Genomic DNA, 21,818 nt, shown 5'->3' with positions numbered 1-21,818 from the left:
ACCTCCGACAGGAAGGGAGCACGTACTTGGCTGCCGAGCCTAACAATTGGGGACGTTTCGGCCCAGAGGATCAACGGGGCACGCTCAATCTGCTCACTGGCAACTTGGTACTGGCCGGATTGGCCACCGCGCGGACCGGCCAAGTTCTCAGCCTGTCCATGCCGATCAGGGGCGCCACCTCCTCGCCCGCGCCCGGCACCGTGCCCCATCTGAAGGGGCGTCCGCTGCCGCAGCACTTCATGTCGGTCGACGGCGGTGACTACGCGGCCGGTGCCCGGCCGGTGGGCGCGGGGCTGCGGATGGCCGACGACGCGCTGATCGTCACCCACCACGGCACGACCACGCACATGGACGCGCTCTGCCACATGTGGACGGGCGAGGAGCTCTACAACGGCCACCCCGCCGCGCGGGTGCGCTCCTACGGCGCCACCCGGTGCGGCATCGAGCAGGTGGGCGGGGTCGTCGCGCGGGGAGTCCTGTTCGACGTGCCCCGCCACCTCGGGCTCGACCACCTGCCCGCCGACTTCCGTATCCCGGCGGAGCTGCTGGCGGAGATCGCCGTGCCGCGTGCGGGTGATGTCGCGGTGATCCGTACCGGCTGGCCCGCCGTGTGGGAGCGCTCGCGTGAGGAGTACTGGTCGGGACAGCCGGGGTTGTCGGCCGAGGCGGGGCGGTGGCTGGCCGAGCGGGACGTCTCGGTGGTGGCCGCCGACAACGCCGCGATCGGCGGCCTGAACGCCCACCAGCTCGCCGACGAGCCGCTCGACGACGATCTCCACCTCATCCTGCTCCACCGCCACGGCATCCACCTGATCGAGCTGCTCTGGCTGGAGGAGCTGAGCGCGGCCGGTCGTACGGAGTTCGTCTTCGTCGCGGCCCCGCTCAGGATCGAGGGCGGGACCGGGAGCCCGCTCAACCCGCTGGCGATCCTCTGAGCCCGGTCAACCCGATCCACCGGGCCCGATCATCACCATGTGACAGGCAGGGACTCGACGCCATAGACCCCCGAGCGCTCCTTCAGCGGCACATCGGAGGCGGGCACGGCCAGCCGCAGGCCGGGGAAGCGTTCGAAGAGCCTGCGGTAGCCGATCCGCATCTCGATCCTGGCCAGCTGCTGCCCCAGGCACTGGTGCACGCCGTGCCCGAAGGCCAGGTGCCGCCGCGCCTCGGCCCGGTCGAGCCGCAGCTCGTCCGGGTCGGTGAACAGGCTCGGGTCCCGGTTGATCGCCGGCAGCGACAGCGCGACCGTCTCGCCCTTCCTGACCAGCTCGCCCGCCACCTCCACGTCCTCCAGCGCGACCCGGCTCGGCGCGCCCGCGTGCAGGATCGACAGCCAGCGCATCAGCTCCTCGACCGCACCCTCGACCGCGCTCGTGCTCTCGCCGCTGAACAGGGCCCGCTGCTCCGGGTGCTCCAGTAGCGCGAAGACGCCCAGGCCCAGCATGTTCGCGGTGGTCTCGTGGCCGGCGACGAGCAGGACGAGGGCGAGGTTCGCCAGCTCCTCGTCGTCGAGGTCGCCGATCAGGCCGCTGATCAGGTCGTCGCCCGGCTCGGTTCGCTTGCGTCGTACCAGCTCGCCCAAGTAGCCGACGAGCGCCGCCAGCTCCGGTGCGCCCTCCTCGTCGATCGCGACCAGCCGCGCGGTCTGCTCCTGGAAGAAGTCGTGGTCCTCGTACGGCACGCCGAGCAGTTCGCAGATGACCAGGGACGGGATCGGCAGCGCGTACGCCCGCACCAGGTCCACGGGCGGCCCCGCCGCGGCCATGGCGTCGAGGTGGTCGGCGGTGATCTGCTCGATCCGCGGTTCGAGCAGCCGCATCCTGCGGACCGTGAACTGGCCGGTGAGCAGGCGGCGGTAGCGGGTGTGCACGGGCGGGTCGGTCGTCACGAACATGCCGGGCGGAGCGGGCTGGTTCTGGCCGAACTGCGAGGTCATGCGTACCGCACTGTGCTTGAGCTCCTGGCGGTTGCTGAATCGGGGGTCGCTCAGCACGGCCCGCGCGGCCTCGTAGCCCGTCGCGAGCCAGCCCGCGTGCCCGTCCGGGTAGTCCAGACGCGCCATCGGCGGCAGCTTCGCCAGCTCGGGAGGTGGGTCGAAGGGGCAGCCGGGAGTTCTCTCCATAGGAAGTCGCATATTTTGAGAGTAGACTCCTATTTGAGAGTTGTATAGCGGAATATGGGATCTTGTGAGTGGACGGCTGCGTGCGGCAAGCCCGACAATTGACGACATGAGCGATCGACCGGCCCAGGGGCTGCGCGAGCGGAAGAAGGCCAAGACGCGGGCGCTGATCCAGAAGGAGGCGCTGCGGCTGTTCCGCGAGCAGGGCTACTCCGCGACCACGGTCGAGCAGATCGCCGAGGCGGCGGAGGTCGCGCCCAGCACGGTGTTCCGCTATTTCGCCGCGAAAGAGGATCTGGTGTTCAGCGACCAGCTCCCGCCCTTCGCCGAGGCCCTGAGCGCCGCTCCGGCCGATCTGAGCCCGATACGGGCGGTCCGCGTCGCCCTGCGGGAGGTGACGGCGGCTCAGACGGCCGAGGAGCTCGCGGAATCGGTGGAGCGGGAGAAGCTCATGTTCACGGTGCCCGAGCTGTGGGCGGCGAGTCTGGCGAACGTCTCCGGGGCGCTCAGGTCCATGCAGGAGATCCTGGCCAGGCGGGCGGGGCGGGACCTGTCCGATCCGGAGATCCGCAACATCACGGGGGCGATCACCGGCGTGATTTTCGCGGTCTGGTTCGACTGGACGAAGGACTCCGAGATGGACGGGGCCGCCGAGATCGACAAGGCCCTCGCCCATCTGGAAGAGGGCCTGCGTATGTGAAACGTCAGGAGCCCGGATAGTTGCCGCCGCCGTGAGCGGCGTCCAGGGCGTCGTAGTCCGGGGTGAAGCCGCGCTTGGGGATCGCGTCGACGAACGCCACCTCGCGCGGCTTCTTGTAGGAGGCGAGCGCGCCCTTGACGTGCTCGATGAGGTCGTCGGCCGTGGCCGCCGCACCCTCCTTGAGCGCCACGACCGCCTTGACCGCCTGGTGCCAGGTGGCGTCGGGCACGCCGATCACGGCGGCGTCGGCGACGGCCGGGTGGGCTTTGAGCGCGCGTTCGACCTCGGCCGGATAGACGTTCTCGGCGCCGGACTTGATCATGCGCAGCCGGGGGCCGATGAAGGTGATCGTGCCGTCGGGCTCGCGACGGCCGAGGTCGCCGGTGTGGTGCCAGCCGTACGCCGACTTTGCTGCATTTAAGTCGGGACGGGCGAAATATCCGGAAAAGAGGGTCTTGCCGCGGGCGCAGATCTCGCCCACCTCGCCCGCCGGCAGCTCGGCCCCGTCGGGGGCCAGGATACGGACCTGGACCAGTGGCGACGGCCGGCCGGCGAACCCGGTGGCGCCCGGCGCCAGGCCCAGGAAGGTGAGCATGCCGCCGACCTCCGTCTGCCCGTATCCGCCCATCTTGGACCGGCACCAGGGGGAGTCGTCCACGGTGATCATCGCGTCCCACTCCGCGGAGTGCGAGACGAACCTCAGGGACGACAGGTCGTACTTGCCGTCGGTGTTCGCCTTCGTCACGGCGTCGATCATCGGGCCGAACAGGAACGCCTGCGTGACCCGCTCGGCGTCGATCAGGCGGCACACCTCCTCGGCGTCGAAGGCTGGGGTGAAGACGTTCGTGCCGCCGATCTGGAGGGTGGCCAGGCAGAACATCATCGTGCCGACGTGGAAGAGCGGCCCGTTGTCGAGGAAGGTGAAGCCGGGCTCCATCTGGCGCACCACGAGCAGGGACGCGCTGTGGGCCAGCAGGGCCGCGCTGCTGAGGAGCGCCGCGTTGGGGCGGCCGTCGAAGGCGGCGGTATAGAGGGCCAGCACCGGCTCGGTGTCCTCGACGGGCGGGAAGTCCCTGGCGGTGCCGCTCTCGACGAACCGCTCGTAACCGGGTCCGGCCTCCACCCAGGCCGCGGTGCCCTCGGTCAGGGCCATGGTGGCTTCGGACGGCTCCCGTACGACCACCCGCGGCGTCAGGTCTTCGACCACGAAGCGCAGCTCGTCCGCCGACTGCCGCCAGTTGGCCGGGCAGAAGATCGCCCCCAGCCGCGAGCACGCCAGCAGCAGCTCCAGCACCGCGTGCGAGTTCTGGCCGAGCCAGAGCACGCGTTCGCCGGCCGTCACACCCGCGCCGGCGAGGGCGTCCGCGAGGCGGCCGACCCGCTCGTCCAGCTCGGGGTAGGTGAGCCGCACCTCCCCGTCCACCACCGCCGTCACCTGGGGGCGGCTGCGCGCGTGCTCGGCGAGTACGTCGGACAGCGACAGGCTGTGGATCATCGCAGCTCCTGGGAACGTCAGTGGAACGCGGGCATGACCTCGGCGGCGAAGAACCGCATGACCTTCTTCATCTCCTCCAGCGGCATCGGCCGGGTGCTGCCGAAGTCGCACAGGAGGTTGGCGAACCCGGCGTCCCGCAGCAGCGAGATCTGGTCGATGACCCGCGCCGGATCGCCGATCACCTCCAGTTGCTCCCAGCGGAAGTCGGCCGACACGGAGCCGCCCTTGAGGTAGCGGTCCTGGTAGTACTCGAAGCCCTGCGCGGCCTTGCCGGTCTTCGGGTCGATCGGCGCGCTGCGCTCGTTGAAGATCCGCGACCGGTCGAACGACGCCTCGAACCTGGCCTGGTCCTCGCGGGCCTGTTCGACGGTCGGTGCCACGTAGACGCTGCGCGCCACCACCAGCTCGCTCCCGTTCGCGTGCCCCGCCTGGGCGGCCGTCTCCTGCCAGGTCTCGGCCGCCTTGACGACCTTGCGGAACGTCGCCGCCGGGTCGGCCAGGATGGGCAGCCCGCGCTCGCCGTACATGGTGACGGTCTCGGGGGAGACGGCGGCCACGTGGATCGGCGGGTGCGGCGCCTGGAGGGGGCGCGGCGTCAGGGACACCTCGGCGCCGGTCTTGTAGAACTTGCCCTCGTGCTGGAACGTCTCCTGGGTCCACAGGCCCAGGATCACCTCCAGCGCCTCGTTGAACCGGTCACGGGCCTCGGCCAGGTCGATGCCGAAGCCCTCGAACTCGAAGCTCTGGTAGCCGCGCCCGATCCCGAGATCCAGCCGGCCGCCCGACAGCACGTCCACCAGCGCGGCCTCCTCGGCCACGTGGATCGGGTTGTGCAGGGGCAGCACGACGATGCCCGTGCCCAGGCGGATGCGCGAGGTGCGGGCGGCCGCGTGGGCGAGCATGGTGAACAGGTTCGGCGCGACGCCGTAGTCGCGGAAGTGATGCTCGGCCAGCCGTATCCCGTCGAACCCCAGTTCCTCGGCCAGCTCGATGAGCTCCAGGTGGTAGTCGTAGACGTCCTTGAAGCTCTGCCCGTCGAACCGGTGGAAGAGGTGGAAGGTCGAGAACTTCATGCGGCGGCCCCTCAGTGGTAAACCAAGCGCTCGCTTGGGAGAGTACCACGGGCCCCGTTTCCTAGGCGAGGGCGGTGAGCAGCCCCATCGTCAGGGCGGTTCGCTCGGGGATGTGCTCGATCAGCACGTGCTCGTGCCGCGCGTGCGCGCCGGCGCCGACGGCGCCCATGCCGTCGAGCACCGGGCGGCCCAGCGCGGAGACGAAGTTGCCGTCGCTGGCCCCGCCGACCGCCGCCTCCTCCAGCTCCCAGCCGAACCCGGCCGCGACCGCCCGCGCCTCCTTGAACAGCCGGCGCGACGGCGGGTTGGGCGTCATGGGCGGCCGGTTCCAGTCGCCGGTGACCGTGACCGTCACGCGCGGGTCGGAGGCGCGCAGGCCGGCGAACACCTCGTTCATGCGCTCCACCTCCGGCGCCTGCGCGACCCGGACGTCGATGCCGCAGGTGGCGCGGCCCGCCGCGACGTTGCACCCGGTGCCGCCGCTGATCAGCCCGACGTTCAGGGTGGTTCCGAGCTCCCGCGCGTCGGATCCGGCGAGGCGGGTGACGAGCTCGGCCAGCGCGTGGATGGCGCTCGCGCCCGAGTCGGGGTCGAGCCCGGCGTGCGCCTCGACGCCCTTGACCGCCACCTCGAACTTTCCGACGCCCTTGCGGGCCGTCTTGAGCAGGCCGTCCAGCGACGCCTCGAAGACCAGGCTGGCCAGCGCGTCCGCGCTGGCGGCCTCGATGTGCCGCCGGGAGAACGGGCTGCCGATCTCCTCGTCGCCGTTGAACAGGTAGGTCAGGCTCGGGTGCGGCAGACCGAGCTCGCGCAGGCCCCTGAGCGCCCAGACCGACTGCACGAGCCCGGTCTTCATGTCGAACACGCCCGGTCCGGTGATCCTTCCGTCCGCCATGGTGAACGGCCAATCCGCGAGCGTCCCCGTCGGCCAGACGGTGTCGTAGTGGGCGAGCATGAGCACGGTGCCGGGGGCGGTGCCCCGATAGGTCAGCTCCAGGACGTCGCCGTACTGGCCGCCGTCGTGCGCGACCGCCCGGTCCGGAACGCCGAGCCGCTCCTCGACCAGAGCGCGGACGGTGCTCAGCCCTCGGGTGAGCATGGCCTTGTCGTAGCTGTGGGTCTCCAGCTCGACGACCGTCCTGAGGTCGTCGAGCATCGCGGGCAGGACTTGGCTGGTCCAGCGTGTGATGGGCACATGAATCCCTTTTCCAGGAGACATGACCCTGACACGAGACTTGAATGTGACAGTTCCCACGCCTTTGGTGCCAAGCCTGTGGCACCTTGTGCGGTTTCCTTACGCGGCCGGAGACGCCGCAGCAGAGGTCTCGCGCAGCGGCAGCCGTACCTCGAACCACGTGTCGCCGGGCGTCGACCGCGCCTTGAGCTCGCCGCCGTGCCGGCCGGCCACGATCCGGTAGGAGATGTCGAGCCCGAGACCGGTGCCCTGGCCGACGGTCTTCGTGGTGAAGAACGGCTCGAAGATCCGGTCCTTGATCGCGTCCGGTACGCCGGGGCCGGTGTCACCGATCTCGATGATCGCCTCGTCCTCGTCGTGCGCGGTGCGGATGGTCAGCGTGCCCTCCCCATCCATCGCGTCGAGCGCGTTGTGGATGAGGTTCGTCCACACCTGGTTGAGCTCGCCGGCGTAGGCGGGGATGGAGGGCAGCGTCCGGTCGTAGTCGGTGACCACGGTGATGCCGGGCGGGATCTTGCCGCGGAAGATGGCGATCGTACTGTCGAGCAGGTCGTGCACGTCGCAGACCTGGAACGGCGCGCGGTCCATCTGGGAGTACTGCTTGGCCGAGGCGAGCAGCGAGGTGATCCGCTCGGTCGCCTCGGTCACCTCACCGAGCATCTGCGAGATCTCGACCGCCTCGGCCAGCCAGTGCACCGCGGCGCCCGCGTGCTCCTGGCCCACCTTCTTGTGCACCTTCTCCAGGTGCGCGCGGCTGAATCCGGCGTTGACCAGCGCCGGGGCCAGCTCCCATGCGTCGTCCACGCCGAGCTCCTCCAGCGCCTCGCCCAGGTCGTCCTCCGCGTCGGAGATCTCCATCGGCGAGCGCGGCGGCAGGTTGCCGACGGCGGCGGTGCACTGCTCCTGCATGTCTATCAGGGCCCGCAGCCGCTCCGGCGGGATGCCGTCCTCGGCGAGCTGGGCCAGCTGCACACGGGAGGTCCTGATGAGCGTGCGCAGCTCGCTGACCGCCCGTACGGCCGCCGCCGCCGGGTTGTTCAGCTCGTGGGTGAGCCCGGCGGTGATCGTGCCGAGCGCGGTCAGTCGCTGGCGCCGGTCGATGACCTCCCGCTGCATGCGACCGCCCGACATCATGCCGTCGAGCAGGTGCATCGCCATCGGGAACCACTCGGCCACGATGTGCGCGAACTTCCTGGCCGGCAGCAGGAACATCCGGGAGGGCGCTGTGGCTCGCAGGCTGTGCTGATAGCGCTCCGGGGCCCGGGCGCCGAGATAGGCGCTGGTGGCCCCGCCGTAGACGCCCGGCTGGGAGCTGCGCGGCATGGCGACGGTCCCGGCCGTGACCGTCTCCTGGATCATCTGGATCTCGCCCTCGACCAGCACGGCGAAGCACTCCGCCGGGTCGCCCTGCTGGATGATGATCTCGTCCTGGGCGTAGTTGCGCATCTGGCCGCTGAGAGCCAGCTTGGTGAGCTGGTGGTCCGTCAGGCGCTCGAACAGGAAGAGTTTGCGGAGTTCGTCGATGTCGATCGTCATTGCTTCTCCAGGTAACGATGCACGAGCGCGACTGCCATCGCGCCTTCACCAACGGCGGAGGCCACCCGCTTGATCGACTCGGCCCGCACGTCACCCGCCGCGAGCACTCCCGGCACGTTCGTCTCCAGGAAGTACGGCTCGCGCCTGAGCGTCCAGTTGCGTGGCCGCTTGCCGCCCTGCACCAGGTCCGGCCCGGTCAGCACGAACCCCTTGTCGTCGCGTTCGATCGTGTCGCCGAGCCAGGAGGTGAAGGGCTCGGCGCCGATGAACGCGAACAGCCACTGCGTCTCGGCCACCCACTCCTCGCCCTTGGTCGAGAGCGTGAGGCGCTCCAGGTGCCCGTCACCGGCGGCGCTGGTGATCTGCGTCTGGAAGTGCACCTCGATGTTCGGCAGCGCGTTGATCTGCTCGATGAGGTAGTGCGACATGGACTTCTCCAAACCGTCACCTCTCACCAACAAATGAACCTTGCTCGCAAATCCCGCCAGGTAGACCGCCGCCTGACCGGCCGAGTTGGCCGCGCCGACGATGTAGACCTCGCTGTCCTTGCAGGAGGGCGCCTCGGTCAGCGCCGCGCCGTAGAAGACGCCCCGGCCGACGAAGTCGTCCAGGCCGGGCGCCTCCAGACGGCGATAGGTGACGCCGGTCGCCAGGATCACCGCGTGCGCGGCGATCTCGCCGCCATCCTTGAACCCGACCACCCTGGCCTGGCCGCGCGGCTCCAGATGGCTGACCTTCTGCGCGCTCAGCAGTTCGGCCCCGAACTTCAGCGCCTGCCTGCGCGCCCGGTCGGTCAGCTGCTGGCCGGAGACGCCGTCGGGGAAGCCCAGGTAGTTCTCGATCCTGGAGCTCTGACCCGCCTGCCCGCCGGAGGCGTGCGCCTCGATGAGAACGGTGTTGAGCCCCTCGGAGGCGCCGTAGACCGCCGCGCCCAGTCCGGCCGGGCCGCCGCCGATCACGATCAGGTCGTAGAAGTCGGTCGCCGGCGTGGTCGACAGGCCCACGGCCGAGGCGAGCGACGCCTGGTCGGGCGACTGCATCGACACGCCGTCGGCGGTGACCACCAGCGGCAGCCGGCAGTCCGCGCCGACCGCCGCGACGAGCTCCGCGCCCTCCGGGTCCTCGGCCAGCAGCCACTGGTACGGCACGTGGCTGCGGGCCAGGAACTCCCGCACCTTGTACGACGGCGCCGACCACCGGTCGCCCACCACGCGCAGCTCGGCCACCTCGATGCGCTCGGTACGGTGCCAGGCGTCCAGCTGGCCGTCGATCACCGGGTAGAACTTCTCCTCCGGCGGATCCCACGGCTTGAGCAGATAGTGGTCGAGGTCGACCACGTTGATCGCCTGGATCGCGGCGTCGGTGTCCGCGTAGGCGGTCAGCAGCACCCGGCGGGCATAGGGATACATGTCCATCGCCGCCTCAAGGAACTGCACCCCGTTCATCTGCGGCATCCGGTAGTCCGCCAAGATCGCGGCCACGTCGTCGCCGCGCAGCCGCATCTCCTTCACCGCCTCCATGCCCTGGTCGGCGGCCTCCGCCCGGACGATTCTGTACTGCTGGCCGTAGCGGCGTCTCAGGTCGCGCGCGACCGCCCGTGATACGCCCGGGTCGTCGTCCACCGTCACGATGACCGGCTTGTCCATGGCCCTACCTTCCCCACGTATGTCCCTTAAGGAAGGATGTCATGTTCTGCCAAGTCAGTGAGCGCTCACTACTAAGATGCGCCCATGAACACCCGCGATCGCATCATCGATGCCGCTGAGCAGGCCATTCACGAGTTCGGCATGGCCGGGGCGACCACGAAACGCATCGCGTCGCAGGCGGGCTGCTCCGAGGCGCTGCTCTACAAGCACTTTCCGGGCAAGGAGGCGCTGATCCTGGCGGTTCTGCTCGAACGGCTGCCCGCGCTCGCCCCCGCGCTGGCCGCGCTGCGCGAGCGCGTCGGGCAGGGCGACCTGGCGGCCCACCTCACCGAGTTCGCGCTGGCTGCCCTCGACTTCTACGGCCGGGCGGCCGCCATCGGCTCGGGGATGATGGCCGATCCGTCGCTGCTGGATGGGTTCAGGCGCATGCTCGCCACGACCGGCAGCGGCCCGCACATGCCGATCGAGGTGCTCGCCGAGATCCTGCGGGCCGAGCAGGAGCTCGGCAGGCTGGACAGTGCGATGGACGCCGGGGCCGCCGCCTCGCTGCTGATGGGCGCCTGCTTCCACCGCGCCCACCTGGCCTTCTTCGCCGACCCGCGGCAGCCGGCCGACGCGTGGGCCGCCGCGATCGTCGCGACCCTGATCCGGCGATGACGCGCGTCTCCCCGGCCGTCGACCAGCGTCGCGGTCAGGCGATGACGCGGCTCTCCCCGCCGTCGACCAGCATCGAGATCCCGTTCACGAACGAGGTCCGCTCGCTGGCCAGGAACGCCACCACGTCCCCCACCTCCTCGGGACGCCCGACGCGCCCCACCGGCACCCCGCCGCCCCGCGCGGCCAGGCCCTCGTCGCCGCCCGCCAGCTCACGCAACCGCTCGGTGTCGATCGGGCCGGGCAGCACGTTGTTGACCAGGACCCCGTCGCCGCCGACCTCGCGGGCCAGCGTGCGCACGATCCCGGCCACGGCGGAGCGGGTCGCGTTCGACAGGGCCAGGCCGTCGATCGCCTGGCGCACCGACCCGCTGGTGATCGTGACGATGCGGCCCCAGCCGCGGGCGCGCATCTCCGGCAGCACGGCGTACATCAGGCGTACCGTGCCGAGCAGGTTGCGCTGCACCGCGACGTCCCAGTCGCCCAGGCCGGCGTCGACGAACCGGCCCGGGGGCGGCCCGCCCGCGTTGGCCACCAGGATGTCCACGGGGCCGAGCACGTCACGCGTCTCGGCGACCACCCGCACCGCGGCGTCGTGGTCCTCCACGTCCGCGAGCACGGCGTGCACCACGCCGCCGAACTCCTGCAGCTCGACCACCGCGTCGGCCAGCCGTTCCGGATTGCGCGCGCTGACGCAGACGGCACAGCCCTCTCGCGCCAGGCTCTTGGCCGCGGCGAGACCGATGCCCGCGCTGCCTCCGGTGACCAACGCGACCTTGCCCTTGATGCCCAGATCCATGAGGGTGACTATAGGTCGTCAGGCGGTCCGTACCCGTGAGAGCTTGTCCGGGTTGAGCAGACCGTACAGGCTGTGGATGCGCCCGTCGCGGATCTCGATCGCGACGAGCTGCTCGTTGCCCGCGACGCTGGTCAAGACGGCCGGGTGGCCGTTGACCTCGACCAGCTCGGTGCGGCCGAAGTCGTAGCGCGACACCAGCCCGCCGACGAACGCCGCCACCTTCTCGCGGCCCAGGATCGGGCGGAGCGCGGCGCGGACCTTGCCGCCGCCGTCGTTCCAGGCCACGACGTCCTCGTGCAGCAGGTCGGTGAGCGCGCCCAGGTCGCCGCCCGACGCCGCCGACACGAACTTCAGCAGCAGCTCGGCATGCTCCTCCGAGGTCGGCTGGAAGCGGTCACGGCCCTGCGCCAGGCGCGCCGAGGCCCGGTGGTGCAGCTGGCGGGCGTTGGAGAGCGAGCAGCCGACGATCTCCGCGATCTGGTCGTACGGCAGCTCGAACGCCTCCCGCAGCACGAACACGGCCCGCTCGGGCGGCGACAGGCGCTCCATCAGGTGCAGCGTGGCGTAGGAGACGGTGTCGCGCAGCTCGGCCGTGTCGAGCGGCCCGGCCTCGGCCGTCGCGACCGGCTCGGGCAGCCAGGGGCCGACATAGCTCTCGCGCCTGACCCTGGCCGAGCGGAGCTGGTCGAGCGCCAGCCTGGACACCACGGTCACCAGGAACGCGCGGGGCTCCCTGATCTCGGCGTGATCCGTGGCCTGCCAGCGCAGCCACGCCTCCTGCACCACGTCCTCGGCGTCCCACATGCTGCCGAGCAGGCGGTAGGCCAGCCCGAGCAGCATCGGGCGGTATTCCTCGAAGTCGTATTCCTCGAAATCCACGACGGCATCATGCCGGGACGTCGAAGAAGGACGGCCGCCGGGGCCGCCAGTCGAGCGCGAGCCGGGCGCGGCTGTTGTCGGCGCCGCGCAGCCTGGTCATGTACGCGACGCCGAAGGGGCCGACGGCCAGCCGGGCCAGGAACGCGGGCACCCGCTTGGGGGCCGGAGCGCCCAGCGAGGCGGCGTAGGCGGGCAGCCAGTCGCCCATCCTGACCGGTTCGTCGTCCACCACGTTGAGCGCGCCGGTGACGTTCCGGTCGAGCGCGGCGATGATCGCGGTGGCCGCGTCGTGCGCGCTGGTGAACGACAGCATCGATCCGCCGTCGCCGACGATCGGCATCCTGCCCGCCCTGACCGCCTCGGTGGTGGACCCGTCCTCGTCGTACGCCGAGCCGGGGCCGGTGAGGTGGCCGAACCGGAGCACCAGCCCACCGGCGTCGGCGGTCTGCCGCTCCAGCTCACGCAGCGCCTGGACCACGGGCGCGAACGACCTGGGCGGGTCCCGCCACAGCGGCGCGTCCTCGTCGGCCAGCCCCGGGGCCGGGTCGTAGGCGTAGGCGAGGCCCTGGGCGATGAACCTAGCGTTCGGGGCCGCGTCGAGGAGGTTGCGGGTGCCCTCGACGCGCAGCCGGTTCGTCAGCTCGAACTGCTTGCCGATGCGCCTCGGGTCGATCGTCCTGGGGATGGCGGTCAGCAGGTGCACGACCGCGTCGGGGGCGGCCTGCCGGACGAACCGGCGGGTCGCGTCGCGGTCGAGCGCGTCGGCGTTCTTCGACCGGGACAGCTCGATCACCTCGTGACCCACGGCTTCGAGCAGCGGGACGAGGCGGCGGCCGATGACGCCCGTGGCCCCGGCGACGAGAACTCTCATGATCACTCCAAAGATCGGTGTATCTCGTCATCAGGACGGGACAGCCTCTGGCGATGTGACAGTCCGCGGGTAGAAATGCCGCGACAAGCATGATGAGGTTGGGACGTGGCGAGAAATCTGATTCTTTCGGGAGGCCTGTTCCATGACTTCGAGGCCACGTCGGCGGCGCTCGCCGAAGTACTCGCCGGGGTGGGGATCGAATCCGACATCACCGAGGACATCGCGGGCGCGCTGAGCGAGCCGTCGGAGGTCCAGCTCATCACCGTCAACGCGCTGCGCTGGCAGATGGGCCTCGACCGCTTCGCCGACCTGCGTGACGAGTGGCGCTTCGAACTGCCCGCCGAGGCCCGCACCACGCTTCTCGACCACCTCGACCGGGGTGGCGGCCTGCTGTGCATGCACTCGGCGTCCATCTGCTTCGACGACTGGCAGGGGTGGCCGCGCGTGCTGGGCGGCTGCTGGACCTGGCCCAAGTCCCACCACCCGCCGCTGGGCTGGACCGGCGTGCGCGTGCACGGCGGCCACGAGATCGTCGACGGGCTGCGCGACTTCGACCTGGTGGACGAGGTCTACAGCGACCTCGACGTGCTGCCGGACGTGGAGCCGCTCGCGTCGTCGGCCAGTGGGCAGCCCCTGGTGTGGGCGCGGCCGGTGCGGCGGGGGCGGGTCGTGTACGACGCGCTGGGACACGACGTCAGGTCCTACGAGAACGAGATCCACCGCACGCTGCTGCAACGGGCCGCCCTGTGGCTGCTGAAACGCCCGGTGGCCGTGACCGACTGAGCGCTTTTACGCCAAGGCTCTTACACGTCGGTCGCGTCGGCCGCGAAGCAGCGGATGGCCTTGGCCAGTTCGTCCGGGACGTCCTCGGCCAGATGGTGGCCGCTGTCCAGGGCGTGCCCGCGCACGTCGGACGCCCACTCGCGCCAGACCGCCAGCGGGTCGCCGTACAGATCCTCCATGTCATCCCTTGTCGCCCAGAGGAAGAGCACCGGGCAGGCGACGCGCCGCCCGGCGGCCCGGTCCGCGTCGTCGGCCGCCCGGTCGACGCCCAGGCCCGCCCGGTAGTCCTCGCACATCGCGTGTACGGTCTCGGGGTCGTGGATCGCCCGGCGGAAGTCCTCGTACGCCTCCGCGCCCATCTGCTCGGGCCCCGTGCGGTACCAGGCGTCGGGGTCGGCGTTGATCACGCGTTCGGCCGGTTTGGCGGTCTGGCCGAGGAAGAACCAGTGCCACCACCTGGCGGCGAAGCCCGCGTCGCACCGGGCGAGGGCCGCACCGATGGGCACACTGTCGAGCACGATGAGCCGCGTGACCACGTTGGCATGGTCGAACGCCAGCCGCTGGGCCACATACGCCCCGCGGTCGTGACCGACGACGGCGAACCGCTCGTGGCCGAGCGCACGCATCAGCGCGACCATGTCCCCGGCCATCGCGCGCTTGGAGTACGGCTCGTGATCGGTGGTCGTCGGCGGCTTGGACGAGCGCCCGTACCCCCTGAGATCGGGACAGACCACGGTGTGGTCGGGGGCGAGCAGCGGGGCCACCCGGTGCCAGGTGGCGTGGGTGCGCGGGTGGCCGTGCAGCAGCAGGACGGGTGGGCCGTTGCCGCCGTGGCGCACGAACAGCTCGGCCTGGCCCACGTCGATCCGGTCGGTCACGAAGTCGTCGAACATCCGCCCGCGCCTACCCCGGCTGACCACTTCCATCCACATTCTTCGGAACGCCGCCGACCCGGCGCGCCGACTCCGACTCGTGGGCCAGGCGGCGCAGGGCGTCGAAGGCCCTCCCGTACAGGACCGTGCCCAGCACCAGCGCCTCGACGGCGGCCTCGCGCGGCCCGTCGAACGGCACCGTGTCCATCTCCACCTCGGCCACGAGTCGCTGAGCCGTCTGGGCATAGACCGTCAGGTCGGTCGACAGGCCCAGCTGGCCCAGCCTGACGACGGTCTGGGTCAGCTCGTCCCGCGTCGGGGCGGTGGGGGCGACGTCCCAGCCCAGCTCCCCGATGAGCAGGTCGACCTGGGCGCGCGCCGCGTCCCATTCCTCGCCGGGCTCCGGCTCGATGGTGGGGCCCAGGGCGTACTGGGCGGTGCCGAGCATGTGATGCACCGAGAGCGACTCGTCGTCCACCGCCTCGATGACCTGTTTGATGGCCGCGACGGGCAGCCGGCCCACTTCGAGCAACGCCCTGATCAGGCGGAGTCTGCGCAGGTGGGAGTCGTCATAGTCGGCTCTGGTGGCCGCGAGCTGCCGGCCCTGGTGCAGCAGGCCCTCGCGGAGGTAGTACTTGATCGTCGCGATCGCCACACCGGACTCGACACTCAGCTCCGAAACGCGCATCGCTAGATAATAGCGCTATCCAGAGCGCGCGAGGTGCCGGGCGGCGTGCACGAGATCATCCACGTCGGCCTGCCGGTTCCAGAGGAACACCACCTCAAGGGGCGGGATCTCCTCGGCGACGGGGATGAAGGTGAGGCGTTCCGGCACCGGCAGGCCGCCGCGTACGCAGAGCGTGTAGCCGGCGCCCGACTCGACCATGGCGACGGCCGCGTCATGGGTGGGCGCCCCGGGGCCGAGCCGTGGGTGGAGGCCGAGCCGGACGAATCCTTCGAGGAACCGGCGCGCACCCGCCACCGCGTCGGACTCCGGCATGACGAGCGGCTCCGTCGCCAGATCGGCCAGCCGCAGCCGCTCGACCGAGGCCAGCCGGTGATCGCGGGGGAGCAGGGCGAGCACCTGGGCCCGCTGGACGAGCATCCGGGCCACGCCTCGGGGCAGCGAGCCGGGGGCGTAGCCGATCCCGGCCTGAAGGGTTCCGTCCATGAGGGAGACGATCTGCTCGGCCGTGCACATGGGCGCCACCCGCAGCCGCGACTCCTGAACCTGCGACAGGAGCCGCGCCACCACGTCCCCCAGTCCGTCGGCGACCCCCAGGCGGACCGTCTGCCCCTTTCCCCGGGCGGCCGCCACGGCCCGTTCGAAGGCGTCGACCGCCACCGTGGCCTGGGCCAGGAACACCTCACCCGCCTCGGTGAGCCGCACCCCGCTGGACGAGCGGGTGAACAGTTCGACGCCGACCTCCTTCTCCAGCGCCCTGAGTTGCTCGGAAAGGGTGGGCTGGGCGATGTGGAGAACGGTGGAGGCACGGCGCAGGCTGCCCGCACGGGCGATGGTGATCGCGTGGCGTACGTGGCGTAGATCCATCGCTCACCTCGGGGTGATGGGGATGGGCTATCGTCGCACCTCCGTATTACAGAACGGACTACCCGCTGTGAAGGTTGCCGTGGGGTGACTGTTTCCGCCGTCGGTCGGTGAGTGGGCCTCGCGGTCGCCCAGGGAGACATGCCGAGCAAGCGCTTGTGCAGACAGCGCCGCCGCGTTAGCGTGACGGGCGAGCACCACATGCGTCACCCGCCGGGGTGGATCGCGCCCCGCCCCGGCGAGTGACCCGACGCCCGTCAGCCGGGCAGCCGTCAGCCGGGCAGCCTTCAGCGAGGCAGGAGGTGGGCATGCAGCCCTTCGCCGGCCGGGCGGCCGTGGCCGGTGTCGGCATGACCGCGCTGACGCGCGAGTCCGGCCGCACCGAGCTGGACCTGGCGGTCGAGGCCTGCCGTACGGCGTGCGCCGACGCGGGCATCGCGCCCACGGAGGTGGACGCGGTCCTGAGCTACCACATGAACGACTCGGCCCCGGTCACCCAGGTCGCCCGCGCGCTGCGCATCGACCGGCTGGGCTGGCACAACGACATAGCCGGAGGCGGCACTCAGGCCGCCTCGATCCTGGGCGACGCGGCCATGCTCATACACGCCGGTTTAGCGCGAAATATCCTGATCTATCGGGCGCTTAACGGGCGCTCCGGCAAGCGCATGAACACCGTCTCCACCGGTCCCCAGGAGCGGTTCACCTACGGCATGGCCGGCCCGATCCCGCTCTTCGCCCTGGCCGCGACCCGCTACCTGCACGACACCGGCCTCGGCCCCGAACACCTCCACGCGGTCGTCGCCCAGTCCAGGGACAACGCCAAGACCAACCCCCGCGCCCTGCGCCGGGAGCCGCTGTCGTACGAGGAGTACCTGGCCAGGCCGTACGTCTGCACGCCACTCCGTACCGTCGACTGCTGCCAGGAGACCGACGGCGCGTGCGCGCTGCTGGTGAGCGGCGTGCTCGGCGGCCCGCGCGTCCAGGCCGTCGTGCGCGGCGGCGGCCCCGGCTGCTCCGCGATGGACCGCGCGCCGGACGTGAGCGTCGTCTTCTCCGAGTACGTGGCCCCCATGCTGTGGGAGGCATCGGGCATGCGGCCGTCGGACGTGGACGCGGCACTGCCGTACGACGCCTACTCCTGGCTGGTCCCACGGCAACTGGCGGACTTCGGCCTGGTCCGTCCCGAGGACCTGGGCCCGTACCTGCTGGAGCGCCGCCACGCCTGGATCAACCCGCACGGCGGCCTGCTGTCGGAGGGCTATGTGCACGGCCTGAACAACGTGGCCCAGGCGGTCCGGGAGGTGCGCGGCGGCCGTGAGGTGGCGCTGGCGACGGGCTTCGGCGGCAGCTACGGAAGCGCGGCGCTACTGGTGGGCTGAATCGCCCGAAGCGCTGCCCCGGCGTCACGAAGCGCTGCCCCGGCGTCACGAAGCGCTGTCCCGGCGTGGCGAAGGAGTGTCCCGCGACACGAAGCGCGGATGGCGCTGCTCGGCCTCTCGCCGGCCGAGGTACACGCGAGCGGCCAGCCAGGCCGCCGCTCCCGCACCGTCTCCGGCGATGCTCACCCTTTCGTCCCGAAGAAGTGCCAGGACGGCCTGCTGTACGGGACCTTCCGCGGTGAGGACGCTACCCGCGAGCACGATGGGGAGACCGGTCACATGTACCTCCATCACCGTCCTGACCAGCCGGACGGCGGCCTCGTTCACGATCTCCAGCGCCATCGGATCGCCGCCCGCCGCGGTCTCGCTCACGAGAGGCGCCAACTCGGCCAGCGCGAGCGGCGACTGCCCCTGCACCACGGCCGCCAGCTCGCCCACCGGATCGTCAAATGGCCCGTCGGGTAACAGATGACGGACGACGAGCTCCGTCAGCCGCCTTCTTCGGGGACTTGACGCGTCCGGGTCGGGGATGGGCGGGACCGGGAAGCGAGTGGTGACGGGTGAGTCGCGGGCGGAGGCGTTCAGGGCGCGGATGGTGGCCCGGGCGGCGGCCCGGCCGAGCCAGAAGGCCGAACCCTCGTCGCCCAGTTGCCACCCGTAGCCGTCCGCTGTGCCCACCTGAGCGTGGTCGGTAATTTTTGCCGCGATCGCCCCCGTGCCGGAGATCAGCACCGTGCCCGACGGCGACGCCGTACCCGCGGCGAATGCCGTGACGACGTCTCCAAGCGTGCGGATCACGTCCGCACACGTGGGGATCGCCGTCCCCGGTACGCCGAAAACGCGCTCCACCACGGCCTGACGCATCGACGCGTTACCCGCCAGACCGACGACCACCGCCCGGATCGGCGCCCCCGCCGAAAACGCCACCCCTGCCGAAGACGCCACCCCACCGCTCGCCGGCCCGCTGTCCGCCGACGCCAGCGCTCGCCGCACCGCTGCCGCCAAGTTGGCGCAAGCCGTCGGGAAGCCGAGTGCGACCGCGTTGGCACCGCCCGCGACCCCATAGCCGACCCGCGTGCCCGCCAGCGTGAAGAGTGCGGCGCGGGTCGAGGTGCCGCCCCCATCGATGCCCAGAACCAGCTCCATGTCAAAAATTATTGCCCAAACTCCTTGACGAGGGGAGAGTCTGAGCATAATTTTCACCGCGTGGACCTACTAGCCCGGATCAGGACCGAGCAGCACGACATGCCCGAGGCGCTACGGAAAGTGGCGGACGCGATCCTCGACAGCCCTGCCGAGGCCGCGCGGCTGACGATCGTCGATCTGGCCGAGCGGAGCGGCACCTCCACCGCCACGATCACGAGGTTCTGCCGGGCGCTGGGATTCGCCGGATACGCCGAGCTGCGGGTCGCCATCGCCATCGCCACCGAGACCGGGCGGGTGGCGCGGCAGACCTGGCAGACCGACATCGGGCAGGAGATCCTGCCCGACGACAGCCTCGAACGGGTGCTGGGTGTCGTCTCCGGCAACGACATCCGGCTGATCCAGGAGACCGGGGACCAGCTCGACCTGGCCGTGGTGGGCAAGGTCGCGCAGGCCGTCGCGCGAGCCGGGAGGGTGCTGCTGTTCGGGGTGTCGAGCAGCGCGGCCGTCGCCAGCGAGATGGAGTACCGGCTGCAGCGGATGCGCGTACCCACCTGGAGCAGGTCCGACGCGCACAGCGCGCTGACCGACGCGGCGCTGCTCGGGCAAGGCGACGTGGCCATCGGCATCTCCCACAGCGGCCGGACGCGCGAGGTCATCGAGGTGCTCGCCGAGGCGGGCAGCCACGGTGCGATCACCGTGGCCGTGACCTCGCATCCCAGGTCACCGCTCGCCGAGGTGGCCGAGCTGGTGCTGACCACGGCCAGCCGAGAGACGACGTTCCGGTCGGACGGGTTCGCGGCGATCCATTCGCAGTTGCTCGTGCTGGACGTGGTGTACGTCTCGGTCGCGCAGAGGACCTACGAACGTACCAAGGAAGCCTTCGACGTGACGGTCAGAGCGGTGGCCGGACACCGACTCCCAGAAGAAGGGGATACATGGCGTTAAATCCTGAGGACTACGTCGCCCACATCGCCACGCTCGTCCAGGACATTCCGAAAGATCCGGAGATCGCCAGAGCCGCCACATTGTTCACCGCGGCGATCAGTAAGGGCGGCGTCATCCAGGCGTTCGGCTCGGGCCACTCCGAGGCGGTCGCGATGGAGATCGCCGGGCGGGCGGGCGGCCTGGTGCCCACGAACCGGCTCGCGCTCAGGGACATCGTCCTGTACGGCGGAGCGCCGCGCGACCAGCTTGACCGCTACGACCTCGAACGCGACCCGGCCGTCGCCCACACCATCCTCGACCATGCCCCTGTCCACGACGACGACCTGTTCGTGATCATCTCCAACTCCGGCGTGAACGGCGTGGTCGTCGAGCTCGCCACCCTCGTCAAGCAGCGCGGTCACGACCTGGTCGCGATCACCTCGCGCGCCCACAGCGGCGCGGCCACCTCCCGCCACCCCTCGGGCCGCAAGCTGAGCGACCTCGCCGACGTGGTTCTCGACAACCGGGCACCGTACGGCGACGCGGTACTCGCCCTGCCCGACGGAGGCGCCACCGGGGCCGTCTCCACCATCACCTCGGCCCTGCTCGCCCAGCTCGTCGTGACCGCGACGGTGGGCAACCTGCTCGACGCGGGCCAGGTCCCACCGGTCTATCTCTCGGCCAACGTCCCCGAGGGGGACGTCCACAACCTCAAGCTCGAAGCGCTGTACGCGGGCCGCATCCGCCGAGGCGCCTGAGCACCCACACCTCAGAGCACGACAGCACTGTTCGGCATGCAGAAATTCGGGGGCCGTCGAAACAAGGAGAACCCCGCCATGACGCGGAATGCCGTGAGGATCCTCTTCAGCCTGACCCTCCCCCTCATCCTGGTGGCCCTGGAGCTGACCGCCCCGGCCAACGCCCAGCAGGCCGTACACCTTCAGTACAAGACCAGCTCTCCGGGCGCCACCACCGCCCAAGCCGAGCCCTGGCTCCAGCTCTACAACGACGGCACCACGTCGATCCCGCTCAACCAGGTCAAGATCCGCTACTACCTGACCGGCGCGGAGACCTACCGTTTCGCCTGCTCATGGGCAGTGGTGAGCTGTTCGACGGTGACAGGGCAGTTCGTCCGCCAGTCGGGTGCCGACCAATACCTGGAGGTCGCCTTCACCTCCGGCACGCTCGCGGCCGGCGCGAACACCGGCGACATGCAGCTCCGCTTCTACCGCGCCGACTGGCAGAACTTCACCCAGAGCGACGACTACTCCTACGGCTCCCAGACCGCGTACGGCGACTGGGACAAGGTGACCGTCTACGTCAACGGCCAGCTCGCCTGGGGCCGGCCGACAGGCGCCGACCCGACGCCCACCCCGACGCCGACCGTCCCCCCGCCCGGTGCGAAGGGCGTGCTGTTCGACGACTTCAGCTACACCGACTCGGCCGACCCGCGCCTGTCCCAGCGTGGCTGGACGGTCCGCGCCAGCTCCGGCGGCCCCGGCGTACCCGGTGCCACCTGGTCGCCGTCGGCGATCACGTTCCCCGGCGGCCTGCTCACGCTCGACTCCTCGACCAACGGCACCGCCTCGGGCACCGTCCAGACGGAGCTGTCCACCGCCGCCCGCAAGTTCCACGAGGGTACGTACGCGGCCAGGGTGCGTTTCAGCGACGCCCCGACGAGCGGCCCGGACGGCGAGCACGTGGTGCAGACGTTCTTCACGATCACCCCGCTCAGGTTCGACATGGACCCCGATTACGGCGAGCTGGACTTCGAGTACCTGCCCAACGGCGGCTGGGGCGAGCCCGGCGACATCCTCTACACCACGAGCTGGGAGACCTACCAGGCCGACCCTTGGCAGGCCGTGAACACCCACACCGAGGAGCGGGCGAGCTTCAACGGCTGGCACGACCTGGTCATCCAGGTCGGTGGCGGGCGCATGAAGTATTACGTCGACGGGCGGCTGTTCGCCGACCACGGCGACATCTACTACCCCGAGACGCCCATGTGGCTCATGTTCAACCAGTGGTTCATCGATCTGCAGGGCGGCACCACCCCGCGGAGCTACCGGCAGCAGGTCGACTGGGTCTACCACAGCAAGAACGAGGTCGTCTCGCCCGCTGACGTGCTCAGCCGGGTCAGCACCTTCCGCGCCGCCGGAACCGCCTTCCAGGACACGGTCCCCAGCTCCTGACACCCC

General features: G+C 70.6%; 21 protein-coding genes. 8 read left to right on the top strand and 13 right to left on the bottom strand.

All coding sequences use genetic code 11. The features are described from left to right. The first annotated feature begins 26 nt into the window (after positions 1–26). On the top strand, positions 27–935 hold the full coding sequence (locus ACQP2T_RS46905) for a cyclase family protein (protein WP_433511305.1): 909 nt from the start codon (positions 27–29) through the stop codon (positions 933–935). Positions 936–967: 32 nt separating this feature from the next. Here ACQP2T_RS46905 and ACQP2T_RS46900 read toward each other — a convergent pair whose 3' ends face one another. Continuing rightward, the gene (locus ACQP2T_RS46900; RefSeq protein ID WP_433511304.1) at positions 968–2,122 is read right to left on the bottom strand and encodes a cytochrome P450; all 1,155 of its coding nucleotides are present in this window, start codon (positions 2,120–2,122) and stop codon (positions 968–970) included. A 106-nt stretch (positions 2,123–2,228) separates the two neighbouring features. Here ACQP2T_RS46900 and ACQP2T_RS46895 point away from each other — a divergent pair, with 106 nt between their 5' ends. Continuing rightward, positions 2,229–2,819: a TetR/AcrR family transcriptional regulator gene (locus ACQP2T_RS46895; RefSeq protein ID WP_433511303.1), complete on the top strand. Its 591-nt coding sequence runs from the start codon at positions 2,229–2,231 to the stop codon at positions 2,817–2,819. A 4-nt stretch (positions 2,820–2,823) separates the two neighbouring features. Here the strand turns inward: ACQP2T_RS46895 and ACQP2T_RS46890 are convergent, their stop codons facing one another. The 5 genes from ACQP2T_RS46890 to ACQP2T_RS46870 form a co-directional block, all read right to left on the bottom strand. Beyond that, on the bottom strand, positions 2,824–4,314 hold the full coding sequence (locus ACQP2T_RS46890; protein ID WP_433511302.1) for an AMP-binding protein: 1,491 nt from the start codon (positions 4,312–4,314) through the stop codon (positions 2,824–2,826). A gap of 17 nt (positions 4,315–4,331) precedes the next feature. After that, positions 4,332–5,387, bottom strand: coding sequence for an LLM class flavin-dependent oxidoreductase (locus ACQP2T_RS46885; RefSeq protein ID WP_433511301.1), 1,056 nt, complete (start codon positions 5,385–5,387; stop codon positions 4,332–4,334). Positions 5,388–5,448: 61 nt separating this feature from the next. Next, the gene (locus ACQP2T_RS46880; protein ID WP_433511300.1) at positions 5,449–6,582 is read right to left on the bottom strand and encodes a M20 family metallopeptidase; all 1,134 of its coding nucleotides are present in this window, start codon (positions 6,580–6,582) and stop codon (positions 5,449–5,451) included. Between the two features lie 99 nt (positions 6,583–6,681). Further along, a complete protein-coding gene (locus tag ACQP2T_RS46875) occupies positions 6,682–8,118 on the bottom strand; it encodes an ATP-binding protein (RefSeq protein ID WP_433511299.1) in 1,437 nt (478 codons plus the stop codon). Then, positions 8,115–9,764, bottom strand: coding sequence for an FAD-dependent oxidoreductase (locus ACQP2T_RS46870; protein WP_433511298.1), 1,650 nt, complete (start codon positions 9,762–9,764; stop codon positions 8,115–8,117). Before ACQP2T_RS46870 ends, ACQP2T_RS46875 begins: the two co-directional genes overlap by 4 nt. An 84-nt stretch (positions 9,765–9,848) precedes the next feature. Between ACQP2T_RS46870 and ACQP2T_RS46865 the strand changes: the two genes are divergently transcribed. Continuing rightward, entirely contained in the window at positions 9,849–10,421 is a 573-nt protein-coding gene (locus ACQP2T_RS46865; RefSeq protein WP_433511297.1) for a TetR/AcrR family transcriptional regulator, read from the top strand. Positions 10,422–10,455: 34 nt separating this feature from the next. On the opposite strand, the gene ACQP2T_RS46860 is transcribed toward ACQP2T_RS46865, so the two are convergent. Genes ACQP2T_RS46860 through ACQP2T_RS46850 form a run of 3 tightly spaced genes read right to left on the bottom strand, consistent with a single transcriptional unit; the run spans position 10,456 to position 12,967 of the window. After that, positions 10,456–11,217 carry an SDR family oxidoreductase gene (locus ACQP2T_RS46860; protein WP_433511296.1) on the bottom strand — a complete coding sequence of 254 codons (762 nt, stop codon included), beginning with the start codon at positions 11,215–11,217 and terminating at the stop codon, positions 10,456–10,458. A gap of 18 nt (positions 11,218–11,235) precedes the next feature. Beyond that, positions 11,236–12,096: an RNA polymerase sigma-70 factor gene (locus ACQP2T_RS46855; protein WP_433511295.1), complete on the bottom strand. Its 861-nt coding sequence runs from the start codon at positions 12,094–12,096 to the stop codon at positions 11,236–11,238. Between the two features lie 7 nt (positions 12,097–12,103). Next, on the bottom strand, positions 12,104–12,967 hold the full coding sequence (locus tag ACQP2T_RS46850) for an NAD-dependent epimerase/dehydratase family protein (RefSeq protein ID WP_433511294.1): 864 nt from the start codon (positions 12,965–12,967) through the stop codon (positions 12,104–12,106). Between the two features lie 105 nt (positions 12,968–13,072). On the opposite strand from ACQP2T_RS46850, the gene ACQP2T_RS46845 reads away from it, so the two are divergent. Continuing rightward, positions 13,073–13,750, top strand: coding sequence for a ThuA domain-containing protein (locus ACQP2T_RS46845; protein ID WP_433511293.1), 678 nt, complete (start codon positions 13,073–13,075; stop codon positions 13,748–13,750). A gap of 20 nt (positions 13,751–13,770) precedes the next feature. On the opposite strand, the gene ACQP2T_RS46840 is transcribed toward ACQP2T_RS46845, so the two are convergent. The 3 genes from ACQP2T_RS46840 to ACQP2T_RS46830 are packed head-to-tail and all read right to left on the bottom strand — an operon-like array spanning position 13,771 to position 16,174. Continuing rightward, positions 13,771–14,676: an alpha/beta fold hydrolase gene (locus ACQP2T_RS46840; protein ID WP_433511292.1), complete on the bottom strand. Its 906-nt coding sequence runs from the start codon at positions 14,674–14,676 to the stop codon at positions 13,771–13,773. Continuing rightward, the gene (locus ACQP2T_RS46835) at positions 14,654–15,310 is read right to left on the bottom strand and encodes a MerR family transcriptional regulator (protein WP_433511291.1); all 657 of its coding nucleotides are present in this window, start codon (positions 15,308–15,310) and stop codon (positions 14,654–14,656) included. The genes ACQP2T_RS46840 and ACQP2T_RS46835 overlap by 23 nt, the downstream gene beginning before the upstream one ends. A 15-nt stretch (positions 15,311–15,325) precedes the next feature. After that, a complete protein-coding gene (locus tag ACQP2T_RS46830; protein ID WP_433511290.1) occupies positions 15,326–16,174 on the bottom strand; it encodes a LysR family transcriptional regulator in 849 nt (282 codons plus the stop codon). A gap of 299 nt (positions 16,175–16,473) precedes the next feature. Between ACQP2T_RS46830 and ACQP2T_RS46825 the strand changes: the two genes are divergently transcribed. After that, a complete protein-coding gene (locus ACQP2T_RS46825) occupies positions 16,474–17,550 on the top strand; it encodes a thiolase C-terminal domain-containing protein (RefSeq protein ID WP_433511289.1) in 1,077 nt (358 codons plus the stop codon). Positions 17,551–17,595: 45 nt separating this feature from the next. Here the strand turns inward: ACQP2T_RS46825 and ACQP2T_RS46820 are convergent, their stop codons facing one another. Beyond that, positions 17,596–18,696: an N-acetylglucosamine kinase gene (locus ACQP2T_RS46820; RefSeq protein WP_433511288.1), complete on the bottom strand. Its 1,101-nt coding sequence runs from the start codon at positions 18,694–18,696 to the stop codon at positions 17,596–17,598. 60 nt (positions 18,697–18,756) lie between these two features. On the opposite strand from ACQP2T_RS46820, the gene ACQP2T_RS46815 reads away from it, so the two are divergent. The 3 genes from ACQP2T_RS46815 (at position 18,757) to ACQP2T_RS46805 (ending at position 21,812) form a co-directional block, all read left to right on the top strand. Continuing rightward, the gene (locus ACQP2T_RS46815) at positions 18,757–19,641 is read left to right on the top strand and encodes a MurR/RpiR family transcriptional regulator (RefSeq protein WP_433511287.1); all 885 of its coding nucleotides are present in this window, start codon (positions 18,757–18,759) and stop codon (positions 19,639–19,641) included. Beyond that, positions 19,632–20,378 (top strand): sugar isomerase domain-containing protein, encoded by a 747-nt coding sequence (locus ACQP2T_RS46810; RefSeq protein WP_433511286.1) that lies wholly within the window; start codon positions 19,632–19,634, stop codon positions 20,376–20,378. The genes ACQP2T_RS46815 and ACQP2T_RS46810 overlap by 10 nt, the downstream gene beginning before the upstream one ends. Before the next feature lie 78 nt (positions 20,379–20,456). Then, positions 20,457–21,812 (top strand): cellulose binding domain-containing protein, encoded by a 1,356-nt coding sequence (locus ACQP2T_RS46805; protein ID WP_433511285.1) that lies wholly within the window; start codon positions 20,457–20,459, stop codon positions 21,810–21,812. Positions 21,813–21,818 lie beyond the last annotated feature (6 nt).

Origin of the sequence: Nonomuraea sp. CA-143628 (genome assembly GCF_050942315.1) — a bacterium.
GTDB lineage: Bacteria > Actinomycetota > Actinomycetes > Streptosporangiales > Streptosporangiaceae > Nonomuraea.
Note: the sequence above shows the minus strand (reverse complement) of the source record. Positions and strands in the feature narration are given on the sequence as shown.